13 protein-coding genes are annotated in these 12793 nt (G+C 73.0%); 6 read left to right on the top strand and 7 right to left on the bottom strand.

The window, feature by feature from the left end:
• Positions 1 to 9 precede the first annotated feature (9 nt).
• From ACIRQY_RS17300 to ACIRQY_RS17285, 4 genes are all read left to right on the top strand, one after another.
• Positions 10 to 672 carry an urease accessory protein UreF gene (locus ACIRQY_RS17300; protein WP_403926295.1) on the top strand — a complete coding sequence of 221 codons (663 nt, stop codon included), beginning with the start codon at positions 10 to 12 and terminating at the stop codon, positions 670 to 672.
• Positions 673 to 890: 218 nt separating this feature from the next.
• Positions 891 to 1565: an urease accessory protein UreG gene (ureG, locus tag ACIRQY_RS17295; protein ID WP_351783679.1), complete on the top strand. Its 675-nt coding sequence runs from the start codon at positions 891 to 893 to the stop codon at positions 1563 to 1565.
• Entirely contained in the window at positions 1562 to 2305 is a 744-nt protein-coding gene (locus ACIRQY_RS17290) for an urease accessory protein UreD (RefSeq protein WP_403926503.1), read from the top strand. The genes ureG and ACIRQY_RS17290 overlap by 4 nt, the downstream gene beginning before the upstream one ends.
• A 234-nt stretch (positions 2306 to 2539) precedes the next feature.
• Positions 2540 to 4063 (top strand): alpha/beta hydrolase, encoded by a 1524-nt coding sequence (locus tag ACIRQY_RS17285; protein WP_403926500.1) that lies wholly within the window; start codon positions 2540 to 2542, stop codon positions 4061 to 4063.
• 168 nt (positions 4064 to 4231) lie between these two features.
• On the opposite strand, the gene ACIRQY_RS17280 is transcribed toward ACIRQY_RS17285, so the two are convergent.
• From ACIRQY_RS17280 to ACIRQY_RS17255, 6 genes are all read right to left on the bottom strand, one after another.
• A complete protein-coding gene (locus tag ACIRQY_RS17280; RefSeq protein WP_403926498.1) occupies positions 4232 to 4936 on the bottom strand; it encodes a lysophospholipid acyltransferase family protein in 705 nt (234 codons plus the stop codon).
• A 106-nt stretch (positions 4937 to 5042) separates the two neighbouring features.
• Positions 5043 to 5261, bottom strand: a complete 219-nt coding sequence (locus tag ACIRQY_RS17275) for a hypothetical protein (RefSeq protein ID WP_351784028.1) — start codon at positions 5259 to 5261, stop codon at positions 5043 to 5045.
• Between the two features lie 269 nt (positions 5262 to 5530).
• Positions 5531 to 6481 (bottom strand): cytochrome c oxidase assembly protein, encoded by a 951-nt coding sequence (locus ACIRQY_RS17270; RefSeq protein ID WP_351783683.1) that lies wholly within the window; start codon positions 6479 to 6481, stop codon positions 5531 to 5533.
• Positions 6482 to 6587: 106 nt separating this feature from the next.
• Positions 6588 to 7613 carry a 6-phosphofructokinase gene (locus ACIRQY_RS17265; RefSeq protein ID WP_366442662.1) on the bottom strand — a complete coding sequence of 342 codons (1026 nt, stop codon included), beginning with the start codon at positions 7611 to 7613 and terminating at the stop codon, positions 6588 to 6590.
• 149 nt (positions 7614 to 7762) lie between these two features.
• Positions 7763 to 8491, bottom strand: a complete 729-nt coding sequence (locus tag ACIRQY_RS17260) for a glutamine amidotransferase (RefSeq protein ID WP_351783687.1) — start codon at positions 8489 to 8491, stop codon at positions 7763 to 7765.
• A 20-nt stretch (positions 8492 to 8511) separates the two neighbouring features.
• Positions 8512 to 9759 carry a MurT ligase domain-containing protein gene (locus ACIRQY_RS17255; protein ID WP_351783689.1) on the bottom strand — a complete coding sequence of 416 codons (1248 nt, stop codon included), beginning with the start codon at positions 9757 to 9759 and terminating at the stop codon, positions 8512 to 8514.
• A gap of 126 nt (positions 9760 to 9885) precedes the next feature.
• On the opposite strand from ACIRQY_RS17255, the gene def reads away from it, so the two are divergent.
• Entirely contained in the window at positions 9886 to 10446 is a 561-nt protein-coding gene (def, locus tag ACIRQY_RS17250) for a peptide deformylase (protein WP_351783691.1), read from the top strand.
• 194 nt (positions 10447 to 10640) lie between these two features.
• Here the strand turns inward: def and ACIRQY_RS17245 are convergent, their stop codons facing one another.
• Positions 10641 to 11288 (bottom strand): TetR family transcriptional regulator, encoded by a 648-nt coding sequence (locus ACIRQY_RS17245; RefSeq protein ID WP_351783693.1) that lies wholly within the window; start codon positions 11286 to 11288, stop codon positions 10641 to 10643.
• A 161-nt stretch (positions 11289 to 11449) separates the two neighbouring features.
• On the opposite strand from ACIRQY_RS17245, the gene ACIRQY_RS17240 reads away from it, so the two are divergent.
• Positions 11450 to 12664: an acyl-CoA dehydrogenase family protein gene (locus ACIRQY_RS17240; RefSeq protein ID WP_403926288.1), complete on the top strand. Its 1215-nt coding sequence runs from the start codon at positions 11450 to 11452 to the stop codon at positions 12662 to 12664.
• Positions 12665 to 12793: the final 129 nt, after the last annotated feature.

Below are 12793 nucleotides of genomic sequence, written 5' to 3'. Positions count from 1 at the left end.
GCCCCCTCCATGACACGCTCCGCACTGCTGGTGCTCGCCGACGGACGGTTTCCCGCCGGCGGGCACGCCCACTCGGGCGGCGCCGAGGCCGCCGTCCGCGCCGGACGCATCCGGGACGCCGCGGGACTGGAGTCCTTCTGCCGCGGCCGACTGCGCACCACCGGCCTCACCTCCGCCGCGCTGGCCGCCGGGGCCGCGCACGGACTCGACCCGGCAGGACTCGACGCGGCGGCCGACGCCCGCACCCCCTCGCCCGCCCTGCGCGCCGCCGCGCGCAGGCTCGGCCGCCAGATGATGCGGGCCGCCCGCGCCGCCTGGCCCGGCCCCGAACTCGACGCGCTGGCCGCGCTGTTCCCGCGCGGCGCCCATCAGCCCGTCGTCCTCGGCACCGCCGCCCGCGCCGCCGGGCTCGGCCCCGGGGACGCCGCCCACTGCGTCGTGTACGAGACCGTGGGCGGACCGGCCACCGCCGTCGTCCGCCTCCTCGGCCTCGACCCCTACCAGGCCACCGCCGTCCTCGCCCGCCTCGCCCCCGAGATGGACGAGGTCGCCGCGGAGGCCGTGGCGGCCGCCCGGCAGGGCGTCGACGCCCTGCCCGCGGCCTCCGCGCCCCTGCTCGACCTCACCGCCGAACAGCACGCCGCCTGGCCGGTGCGCCTCTTCGCCTCATGACGGCCTCGTGACGGCCTCATGGCGGTCTCAGGCGGCCTCGTGGCGCCTCAGGGCCGCCCCCGGGGCCGTCCTCCGACCGGCTCCGGCCACCTCGTGACCGCCACCTGACCCCGGGGCCGGTCCGCCGGACCCCGACCCCACCCTCACTCCCACCCTCACCTCCACCTCCACCTCCACCCTCACGTCCACGACCCGCCCGCACACCAGGGAGCCGCCCCATGCACCTCGACCACGGACACCACCACGGCGCTGTCTCCGCCGACGCCCACCGCCCCGACGGCACCCGCCGCGCCCTGCGCATCGGACTCGGCGGCCCCGTCGGCTCCGGCAAGACCGCCACCGTCGCCGCCCTCTGCCGGGCCCTGCGCGACACCCTCTCCCTCGCCGTCGTCACCAACGACATCTACACCCGGGAGGACGCCGAGTTCCTGCTCCGCAACGCCGTCCTGCCGCCCGAGCGCATCCGCGCCGTCGAGACCGGCGCCTGCCCCCACACCGCCATCCGCGACGACATCTCCGCCAACCTCGAAGCCGTCGAGGAACTGGAGGACGCGGTCGGGCCGCTCGACCTCATCCTCGTCGAGTCCGGCGGCGACAACCTCACCGCCACCTTCTCCAGGGGCCTCGTCGACGCCCAGATCTTCGTCATCGACGTCGCGGGCGGCGACGACATCCCGCGCAAGGGCGGCCCCGGCGTCACCACCGCCGACCTCCTCGTCGTCAACAAGACCGACCTCGCCCCGTACGTCGGCTCCGACCTGGAGCGGATGGCCCGCGACGCCGGGGAGCAGCGCGGCGACCTGCCCGTGGCCTTCACCTCGCTGCGCGCCGAGAACGGCGTCGCCCCCGTCGTCGACTGGGTCCGGGAGCGGATCGGGGCATGGACCGCGTGAGCCTGCGCGCCACCGCCCGGATCGCCGCTGACGCCGACGGCGGGCTGCCGCTCCTGGTGAGCGACGGCCCCCTCGCCCTGCGGCGCACCAGGACACCGGGGCCGTACACCCGGGTCACCGTCGTCGGGGCGATGAGCGCCCCGCTCGGCGGTGACCGGCTCGCCGTCGAGGCCGAGGTACGGGAAGGGGCCCGGCTCCTCGTCGACTCGGCCGCCGCCACCCTGGCCCTGCCGGGCCGGGACACCGGGCCCGCCACGTACGACGTACGGCTGCGGGTCGGCGCGGGGGCGGTGCTCCGCTGGCTGCCCGAACAACTGGTCTCCGTCCAGGGCTCGGAGCTGCGGATGCGGACCGTCGTCGACCTCGCGGCCACGGCCCGGCTCGTGCTGCGCGAGGAGCAGGTCCTCGGGCGGTACGGCGAACCACCGGGCACCCTCACCACCCGGCTCACCGTCCGCCGGGCGGGACGGCCCCTGCTCGACCAGGAACTCGCCTTCGGCCCCGGCGCTCCCGACGGCTGGGACGGCGGCGCGGTCCTGGGCGGGCACCGGGCCGTGGGTCAACTCCTCGTCGTGGACCCGGTGTTCGAGGAGAAGCCGGTGGAGTCCCGGCTGCTGGGGGAGTACGCGGCGTTGGCCCCTCTCGCGGGGCCCGCCGCCCTGGTCACCGCGGTCGCGCCGGACGCGCTGGTCCTGCGCCGCCTCCTCGACGAGGCCTCGGCGGCACTCGCCCCGTCCTGACCGTTCCCCGGACGCCTCCGGGCGGTGTCACCGCTCAGCGGTACACGCGGCACCGGTTATTGGTTCGGCAAAGAAACAGGTGTACGCCCTTTCATCGTGAGCCCCCGAGGCGAAAGGATCCCCCGACAACCGAAAGCGGCGCTGCCACGGGGGCGGCGCCCCACTGGGGGAGGACACGTGAGACGCACGGCAGTGCTCGGCTCGGCCGGCACCCTGATAGCCGGCACGCTCGTCATGGGCGGGCTCGCCGCCCCGGCGGCGAACGCCGACAGCAACCGGCACCTGCGGGACGCCCAGTCGATCGGCGTCGCCGTCGCCGCGGCGCGCGCCGCCCACGCGGGCATCGACTGGAAGGACTGCCCGGCCGACTGGGGCCTGGAGAAGCCGATCCAGTGCGGCTGGGTCACCGTCCCCCTCGACTACGCGAGGCCCGACGGCAAGAAGATCAAGATCGCCGTCGACCGCGTCAAGTCCACCGGCACCCCGGCGGAGCGCCAGGGCGCGCTCCTCTACAACCCGGGCGGCCCCGGCGGCTCCGGCCTGCGCTTCCCGCGCCGGGTCACCACCAACAACGCCATCTGGGCGAGCGCCGCCAAGGCCTACGACTTCGTGGGCTTCGACCCGCGCGGCGTCGGCAAGTCGGCCCCCATCTCCTGTGTCGACCCGACCGACTTCGTCAAGGGCCCCAAGGCCGACCCGGTTCCCGACTCCGAGGCCGACAAGACCGCGCAGCGCAAGCTCGCCGCCGCGTACGCCAAGGGCTGCGCCGAGAAGAGCGGCGACATGCTGCCCTTCATGAACACGCCCAACACCGCCCGCGACCTCGACGTCGTCCGCGCCGCCCTCGGCGAGCGCAAGCTCAACTACGTCGGCGTCTCCTACGGCACCTACCTCGGCGCGGTCTACGGCACCCTCTTCCCCGACCACGTCCGCCGGATGGTCCTCGACAGCGTCGTCAACCCGTCGAAGGACAAGATCTGGTACGAGGTCAACCTCGACCAGGACGTCGCCTTCGAGGGCCGCCTCAAGGACTGGATGACCTGGGTCGCCGACAACGACGCCGCCTACCACCTCGGGGACACCCTGGCGGAGGTCAAGCAGCAGTGGACCACCCTGCGCGCCACCGCCAAGAAGAACCCGCTGGGCGGCAAGGTCGGCCCCGCCGAGCTCATCGGCTTCTTCCAGAACGCCCCCTACTACGACTCCATGTGGGCCCCCGTGGCCGAGGCGTGGAGCGCCTACGCCGCCGGTGACCCGCAGCCGCTGATCGACGCCGCCGCCGCCGACCTCTCCGACACGGCGGGCAACATCGCCTCGGAGAACGGCAACGCCGTCTACACCGCCGTCGAGTGCGCCGACGCCCCCTGGCCGACCAGCTGGAAGAAGTGGAACCGGGACAACACCCGCCTCCACCAGAAGTACCCCTTCCTGACCTGGTCCAACGCCTGGATGAACCTCCCCTGTGCCACCTGGTCGGGCCCGCGCCAGCGCCCGACCGAGGTCAAGACCGGCAAGGGCCTGCCGCCGGTGCTCATCGCGCAGTCCGAGCGCGACGCCGCCACCCCGTACGAGGGCGCCGTCGAGCTGCACAAGCGGTTCACGAACTCGCGTCTGATCACGGAGCGGGACGCCGGTTCGCACGGCATCACCAACCTGCTCAACCCCTGCCTCAACACCAAGGTCGAGGACTATCTGCTGACCGGGAAGCTGGACGCCAGGGACCAGACCTGCGCCCCGCACGCCACCCCGAGGCCGTAAGGAGTGACGGGAGGGGCGGCCGTCCGACGGCCGCCCCTCCCGCCGTCCCCCGCTCACCCCGCGACGCGAGCCAGGAGCCCGCCGTCAGGGACGCCGTGCCCGCCGGGGACGCCACGGCCGCCGGGCCGACCGGACCGGGCGGTCGCGCCGTGCGCGGCGGACGCGCCCTCACTGTTCCGGCCCCGGGAACTCTCGCGCCGGTGCCGCCCCGTCCGGCGCCGCGGCCTTCACCACCGCCGCGTACTCGTCCACGTACTCCTGCCCGGACAGCCGCAGGATCTCGTACATGATCTCGTCGGTCACCGCGCGGACCACGGCCCGCTGGTCCGCCGCTCCCGCGAACCGCGAGAAGTCCAGCGGCTTCCCGAACCGGATCGTGACCCGCCGGATCCTCGGCACGACCTTCCCCGGCGGCTGGATCTCGAAGGTCCCCACCATCGCGCACGGCACCACCGGCACCCCCGCCGTCAGCGCCATCACCGCCACCCCGACCTTGCCCTTGTAGAGCCGCCCGTCGTGCGAGCGCGTCCCCTCCGGATAGATCCCGAGCAGTTCGCCCCGGGCCAGCACCCCGAGCCCCTCGCGGATCGCCGCCTTCCCGGCCTCCTTGCCCGACCGGTCCACCGGGATCTGTCCGGCCGCCCGGAAGAACGCCGCCGTCAGCCGCCCCCTGAGTCCCGGTCCGGTGAAGTACTCCTGTTTGGCCAGGAACGTGATCCGCCGGTCGAGCACCACCGGCATCAGGAAGTGGTCCGAGAAGGAGAGGTGGTTTCCCGCGACGATCGCCGCGCCCTCCTCGGGGACGTTCTCCAGGCCCTCGATCCGGGGCCGGAAGAGCAGTCTCAGCGGGGGCCCGAGCAGGACGTGCTTCATCAGCTGGTAGAACACGCGACATCCCCGTTCGTCGTCCGTCCACCCGTGGTCACCGCGCGGGGCCCCACGGTCCAGCGGGCGGGTGCCCGGCCCGTAGGGGAAGGGCTCAGGGCCGTACGGTGCCGGGGCCCCGGCCCGTAGGGGGGCGGGCGCGCGGGGCCGACGGGCCCTGACCGTCCGCCGCGGCCATCCCGATCGTGGCCACGGCGAGCACCACCCAGCCGAGCCAGAGCCAGCCGCTGCTGCCGAGCGCCACCGTGTACGCCGTCGTGAGCACCAGTGCGGCGCAGGTCAGCGCCGCCATCGCCTTCGTGGGACCGGACATCGGTCCGCCCTTCTCCCGACCGGGGTCGCGGAAGCCGTCCAGCCCATCGTGACCCCGCGAGGGGGGCGCGCGCTACTCCCCAGACACTCCGGCGTGCGCCGGACCCGCCCCGAAGGCGCCCGCACCCGCCCCTGACCTGCCCCGACAGCGCCTCCGCCCCGCCGCGACAAAACCTCGCCCCGTCCCCGGAAACGACTCCGGGCCCGGACGGGACCCCGTGAGGGTCTCCGCTCCGGGCCCGGAGGCGAAGCGTCAGGCGCGCGGGCGCGTCACCGCCCGCGCGTCTGGAGCGAGGCCAGATACGCGTTGTACGCCTCCAGCTCCTTGTCCCCGTTCCGGTCGGCCGCCCGGTCCATGCGGACCGCCTGCCGCTGCTCGGAGTGGTACCACTGGTAGACCAGCGCGATCAGCACGAGGACCGACGGGATCTCGCTGAACGCCCAGGCGATGCCGCCCGCCGCGTTCTGATCGGCCAGCGCGTCGATCCCCAGCGAGGCGGGCGGGTTCTTGTACGCGTCCACCAGCGGCTCCGTCGCCATCATCATCGCGATGCCGAAGAACGCGTGGAACGGCATGCCCGCGAACAGCTCCAGCATCCGCATCACGTACCCCGGCCGGTGCGGCCCCGGGTCCACGCCCATGATCGGCCAGAAGAACACCAGGCCCACCATGAGGAAGTGCACCATCATCCCGATGTGCCCCGGCTTCGAAGCCATCAGGGTGTCGAAGAGCGGCGTGAAGTACAGACCGTAGAGGCTCGCGATGAACAGGAAGATCGTGAACACCGGGTGGGTGATCACCCGCAGGTACCGGCTGTGCAGCAGCTTCAGGAGCAGCTCGCGCGGGCCGGTCGCACCGCGCCCGGCCACCGGCAGCGCCCGCAGCGCCAGCGTCACCGGCGCGCCCAGGAGCAGCAGGATCGGCGACAGCATGGAGATCACCATGTGCTGCACCATGTGCACGCTGAACATGACCATGCCGTAGTCGTTGAGCTTGGTGCACATCACCAGGGCCACGGACAGCACGCCGACCGTGAAGAACACCGTCCGGCTCACCGGCCACGCGTCCCCGCGCCGCCGCAGCCGCGTCACGCCCCACCCGTACAGACCGAGCGCCGTGAGGCAGCCGATCAGGAAGAAGAGGTCGGGGGAGAACTCCAGGGCCCGCCCCAGCGTGAACGGCGGCAGATCCGTGGTCATGCCGTGCCCGCTGTGATCCATCGTGTGTGCACTCCTGGAGCCCGATTCGCGCTTGTTGTCCGCACCAGACTAGAACCGCCCCCGGTCGCGGCCACGACCGGGGGCGGTTGTCAGGCGACGGAGGCGCTCAGAGCACGCACTCGGCCTCGGCGTAGCGGTCCGAGGGGACCGTCTTGAGGGTCTCCACGGCCTTGCCCAGCGGGACCATCTCGATGTCGGTGCCGCGCAGCGCGGTCATCATGCCGAACTCGCCCCGGTGCGCCGCCTCGACCGCGTGCCAGCCGAAGCGGGTCGCCAGGACGCGGTCGTACGCGGTGGGGGTGCCGCCGCGCTGGACATGGCCGAGGATGACCGGGCGGGCCTCCTTGCCGAGCCGGCGCTCCAGTTCCACCGAGAGCTGGTTGGCGACGCCGGTGAACCGCTCGTGGCCGTACTCGTCCTTGCCGCCGGAGTGGAACACCATCGAGCCCTCACGCGGCTTGGCGCCCTCGGCGACGACCACGATCGCGAACCGCTTGCCCGCCTCGAAGCGCTCGCCGACCCGGGCGGCCAGCTCGTCCATGTCGAAGGGCCGCTCGGGCACGACGACCGCGTGCGCGCCCGCCGCCATGCCGGAGTGCAGCGCTATCCAGCCGGTGTGACGGCCCATGACCTCGACGACCAGGACGCGCTGGTGGGACTCGGCGGTGGTCTTCAGCCGGTCGAGGGCCTCGGTGGCGACGGTCACGGCGGTGTCGAAACCGAAGGTGACGTCGGTGGAGGCGATGTCGTTGTCGATGGTCTTGGGGACGCCGACGATCGGCAGTCCCGCCTCGGACAGCAGGTTCGCCGCCTTGAGGGTGCCCTCGCCGCCGATCGGGATGATCGCGTCGAGGCCCAGGTCGGCCACGTGTCCCTTGGCGCGTTCGACGCCGTCCACCAGATGCGCGGGCTGGACGCGCGAGGAGCCGAGGATGGTGCCGCCCCGCGCGAGGATGCCGCCGACCGCGTCGAGGTCGAGCTTGCGGTAGTCGCACTCGAGGAGACCCCGCCATCCGTCGTGGAAACCGATCACCTCGTCGCCGTGGTCGACGACGGCGCGGTGCACGACGGAACGGATGACAGCGTTCAGACCGGGGCAGTCTCCGCCGGAGGTGAGCACGCCAATGCGCATAGCCCGAAAACCTTTGCAACGTGGGCCGACTCCCGGACCCCGTCGTCCGGCTGGATCCCCGCCACCCTATCTGTGCAGGATGGCGGGGCCGAACCGGATGTCCGCACAGTGGACAACGTACGGGTGGACGGCGCCCCGCGCGGGTCGTGTCAGGCGGGCTGGGTGGCCGCCGCGATGCGCTCGGCGCGCAGCGCCTCGTACCAGCGGTCGTCGGTCGGCGGCAGCGCGTTCACGTCGAGGGCCAGCTTCAGGAGCAGGTCCGCGATCTGCGGGTTGCGGGCCATGACCGGGCCGTGCATGTACGTACCGAAGACGGTCTCGTTGTACGCGCCCTCGGTGCCGTCGCCGGTGCCGTTGCCGTTGCCGAAGACGGTCCGGGCGAACGGCCGGGCCGACGGGCCGAGGTGGGTGATGCCCTGGTGGTTCTCGAAGCCCGTGAGCTGCGGGAGGCCCAGGCGCGGGTCGATGTCCGCGAGGACGTCGCCGACGCACCGCTGGCCCTCGCCCCGGGTGGAGATCACGTCGATGAGGCCGAGACCGGCCTCGCGCTCGCCGAGGTCGTTGATGAACTCGTGGCCCAGGATCTGGTACCCGGCGCAGACCGAGAAGATGATGGCGCCGTTGGACGCGGCCCGGCTGAGGCCGCCGTCCCGCCGCAGCCGCTCGGCCGCGAGCCGCTGCGGACGGTCCTCGCCGCCGCCGATCAGGTAGATGTCGCCGGAGGTCGGGACCGGCTGGTCGCTGCGGACGTCGACGCGCTCGACGTTGAGGCGCCGCTGCTGCGCGCGGCGCTCGACCACGAGCACATTGCCCTGGTCGCCGTAGGTGCTGAGCAGGTCCGGGTAGACCCAGACCAGCCGCAGGCTGCTCTCACTCATGCTGCAAAGTCCTTTGCGGGTCAGTTGCCGACGCGGCGGCGGACGTCCTGGAACGCGGTGTAGTTGGCGATCAGCTCGATCTGTCCGGGCGGGGCCATGGAGACGGCCTCGTCCAGCGTCTCGCAGACGCGGAAGTCCACTCCGGCGACCTCCAGGCGGACCGCGAGGTCCAGCCTGCGGTCACCGACCACCATGATCGGGTGTCCGGCGAGACGGCCGTAGTCGACGTCCCACAGCCAGGAGGTGTCCGTGCCGTCGGCGCCGCGCGCGTTGACCGAGAGGATCACCGGCGCGGGCGGTCCGTCGATCAGGGAGAACGTCTCCAGCCAGCCCGCCGGGTTCTTCGCGAGCAGCAGCCGCAGCTCACGGCCCTGGAAGGAGACCACGTCGTAGCGTCCGGCGACGGCCTGCACCTGGTACATCCGCTCCAGGGCCACCTGCGGCGGCACCCCGAAGACGGCGGCGACGGCGGCCGAGGTGGCGGCGTTCGCCTTGTTGGCGCGGCCGGGCAGCTGGAGCCGGATCGGCCAGGCCGAACCGTGCGGGTCGAGGACGTGGTCGCCGTTGAGGGCCCAGCTCGGCGCGGGACGGCGGAAGCCGCACTCGCCGCAGAACCAGTCGTCGCCGGGGCGCTGCATCACACCGCCGCAGGCGGGGCAGGACCAGGCGTCGTCCTTCCACTCCTGGCCGGCCGCGACCCACACCACGTTGGCGGAGGAGGAGGCGGCCCACACGATGAGCGGGTCGTCGGCGTTGGCGACGACCACGGCCTTGGTGCCGTTGAGGCCCTCGCGCCACTTCTCGGCCAGCATCCGGGTCTCGGCCGCGCGGTCGAGCTGGTCGCGGGAGAGGTTGAGCAGCGCGATCACCTTGGGCGTGGTGTCACGGGCGACCCCGGCGAGGTACTTCTCGTCGACCTCGATCACGCCGTACCTGGAGTCCGAGCCCCCGGCCAGCGCGGAGGTGATGCCCGCGGGCATGTTGGCGCCGAGGGCGTTGGAGACGACGGGTCCCGCCGCGCGCAGGGCCTCCGCGATCAGCCGGGTCGTCGTGGTCTTGCCGTTGGTCGCGGACACCAGGACGACGTCCAGGTGCTGGGCGAGCCGACCGAGGAGGTCGGGGTCGAGCTTCAGCGCGACCCGACCGCCGATCACCGATCCGCTGCCGCGCCCCGCCGCCCGCGACACCGCGGCCGCGGCCTTGCCCGCCGTCACGGCCAGCTTGGCGCGCGGCGACAGCGGCTCTGGATTCCCGGGGTGTCCTGACATCGTTCTTGTTCCTCCTTGCGTCGGTCCGTGCTCAGCCTATCGAGATCCGGTCAGCAGCCCGAACAGCGGCACCGCCGAGCGGACGCGCGAAACGCCGAGGTCATGGCGGACCGTACCCTTACGGCCATGCGAAACCGGCCCATCCCCGGCAGTTCCGGCCACGTCCGAGCGATGACCCTCCTCGGCGACCCCGTGCTGCACGCCCCCTGCGAGCCCGTCACCGACTTCGGCCCCGAACTGGCCCGTCTCGTCGAGGACATGTTCGCCACGATGTACGCGGCGCACGGTGTGGGCCTGGCGGCGAACCAGGTCGGTGTGGGCCTGCGGGTCTTCGTGTACGACTGCCCCGACGACGAGGAGACCCGCCATCTGGGCCATGTGGTGAACCCCCGCCTGGTGGCCGCCGACGGTGATGTGTTCCGGGGCCCTGAGGGCTGTCTCTCACTGCCGGGCCTGGAGGCGCCGACGCCCCGCCACGACCGCGCGGTGGTCGAGGGCGTACGGATCGACGGCTCGCCGATACGGATCGAGGGGACCGGTTTCTTCGCCCGCTGCCTCCAGCACGAGACGGACCACCTGGACGGCGGGGTCTACGCGGACCACGTCACGGGGTGGCGCAAGTCACGGCTGCTGCGCGCGATCCGCAAGCAGCCGTGGGGCGCGAAGTCCTCGGTGCTGGAGGACTGAGCACCGGGTACGGGGGACCGGGGGAGGCGCCGGGCGGGGCGGGGTTCCTGAGCTCCGCGCCTTCCGGTCCCCGGGCGCGGAAGGCGCGGAGCCGGTCGGGAACGAGAGCCGGATCACACCGGATCACACGTGGGAGCCGGATCACGGGCGCGGGCCCGGTCGCGAGTGCGGGCCCGATCGCGGGCGCGGGCCCGTCAGAAGCCCGGGCCGTCGGGCAGGTCCGGGGCCTGGGCGAGCCGTCCCCAGAGGAGGTCCGCCATGCTCCGGACGAGTTCCTCGCGGGAGCAGGGGCGCTCGCCGAGCCACCAGTCCCCGGCGGCGTGCATCATCCCGACGATCCCGTGGCCCCAGATCCGGGCCTGGACCTCGGCGCCGGGCCCGAGGTCGATGCGTTCGGCGATGACCCGGCCGAGCTCCTCGCCCATGCGGCGCAGCAGCGGGGCGGAGTGGCGGCCGACGTCGAAGCCCCGCTCGGTCTGGTGGGACTCCTCCGCCGGGTGCATGAGGAAGCGGTAGACCTGGGGCATCGCCTCGATCGAGGAGAGATAGGTGTCGAGGGTGGCCTCGACCCGGCGGCGCCGGTCGGAGGGCGCGTCGAGCGCGGCCCTGAGCGCGTCGAGGAGCGCGTCGGTGTGCCGGATGGCGAGGGCGCGGTAGAGGCCGCCCTTGTCGCCGAAGTGGCGGTAGAGGATCGGCTTGGTGATGCCCGCCTCGGCCGCGATCGCGTTCATGGAGGCCTTGGGGCCGTCCCTGAGCACCACCCGGTCCGCCGCCTCCAGCAGTTCGCGCCGCCGCTGGTCGGCGGGCGTCTGCCGGTCGGTGGTCCGGTGTGCGATGTCCATGAGCGTGTCTCCCCGCGCCGCGTCTGCCTGAGGCTTCGCAACGTAACACCCGCCCGCTCTCCGCTGCCGGTCGGGCGAATCGTTCCGCCGCAGGTTGACAGCGCTTACCAGCCGGTAACAGACTGCTGTTACCGGAAGTAACGTACTCCTTGGAGGGACGTATGGGCGACTTCACGCTCGAACTCAACGAGGACCAGAGACAGGTCCGCGACTGGCTGCACGGATTCGCCGCCGATGTCATACGGCCGGCCGCCGCCGAATGGGACGAGCGCGAGGAGACTCCCTGGCCGATCATCCAGGAAGCGGCCAAGATCGGCATCTACTCCCTCGACTTCTACGCCCAGCAGTTCTTCGACCCGACCGGCCTCGGCATCCCCATGGCGATGGAGGAGCTGTTCTGGGGCGACGCGGGCATCGCCCTCTCCATCGTCGGCACCGGCCTCGCCGCCGTCGGCGTCCTCGCCAACGGCACCGAGGAGCAGATCGGCACCTGGATCCCGCAGATGTACGGCGACGCCTCCGACGTCAAGGTCGCCGCCTTCTGCTCCTCCGAGCCCGACGCCGGGTCCGACGTCGCCGCCATGCGCACCCGCGCCGTGTACGACGGGGCCACGGACACCTGGGTGCTCAACGGCACCAAGACCTGGGCGACCAACGGCGGCATCGCCAACGTCCATGTCGTCGTCGCCGTCGTCGACCCCGCACTCGGTTCCAAGGGGCACGCCTCCTTCATCGTCCCGCCGGACACCCCCGGCCTCTCCCAGGGCCAGAAGTTCCAGAAGCACGGCATCCGGGCCTCCCACACCGCCGAGGTCGTCCTGGAGGACGTCCGCGTCCCGGGCGGCTGCCTCCTCGGCGGCAAGGAGAAGCTCGACGAGCGCCTCGCCCGCGCCCGCGAGAAGGCGAAGACGGGCGGGGAACGCGTCAAGAACGCGGCCATGGCCACCTTCGAGGCCTCCCGCCCGGCGGTCGGCGCGATGGCCGTCGGCACCGCCCGCGCCGCCTACGAGGTGGCCCTCGACTACGCGAGGACCCGCGTCCAGTTCGGCCGCCCCATCATCGAGAACCAGGGCGTCGCCTTCCAGCTCGCCGACATGGCCACCCAGATCGACGCCGCCCGGCTGCTCGTCTGGCGCGCCTCCTGGATGGCGACGGCGGGCAGGCCCTTCACCCACGCCGAGGGCTCGATGTCCAAGCTGTACGCCAGCGAGGTCGCCAAGACGGTCACCGCCCAGGCCATCCAGATCCTCGGCGGCAACGGCTACACCCGGGAGTACCCGGTGGAGCGGATGCACCGCGACGCGGCCATCTACACCATCTTCGAGGGCACCAGCGAGATCCAGCGCATGGTGATCAGCCGCGCCCTCGCCAAGTAGACAGGTCGGGGCCCGGGGGGCCCCCCCCCCCCCCCCCGCCCCCCGGGCCCCCCCGGGGGGCCCCCCCCCCGCCCGGGGCCCCCCCGCCCCGGGCCCCCGGGCGGGCCCCCCCCCCCGTGCCGGCCGGCA

The sequence above is a fragment of the Streptomyces sp. NPDC101490 genome, assembly GCF_044767145.1.
Lineage (GTDB): Bacteria > Actinomycetota > Actinomycetes > Streptomycetales > Streptomycetaceae > Streptomyces.
The sequence above is the reverse complement of the archived record's forward strand: the minus strand, read 5'-3'. Positions and strand labels throughout refer to the sequence as shown.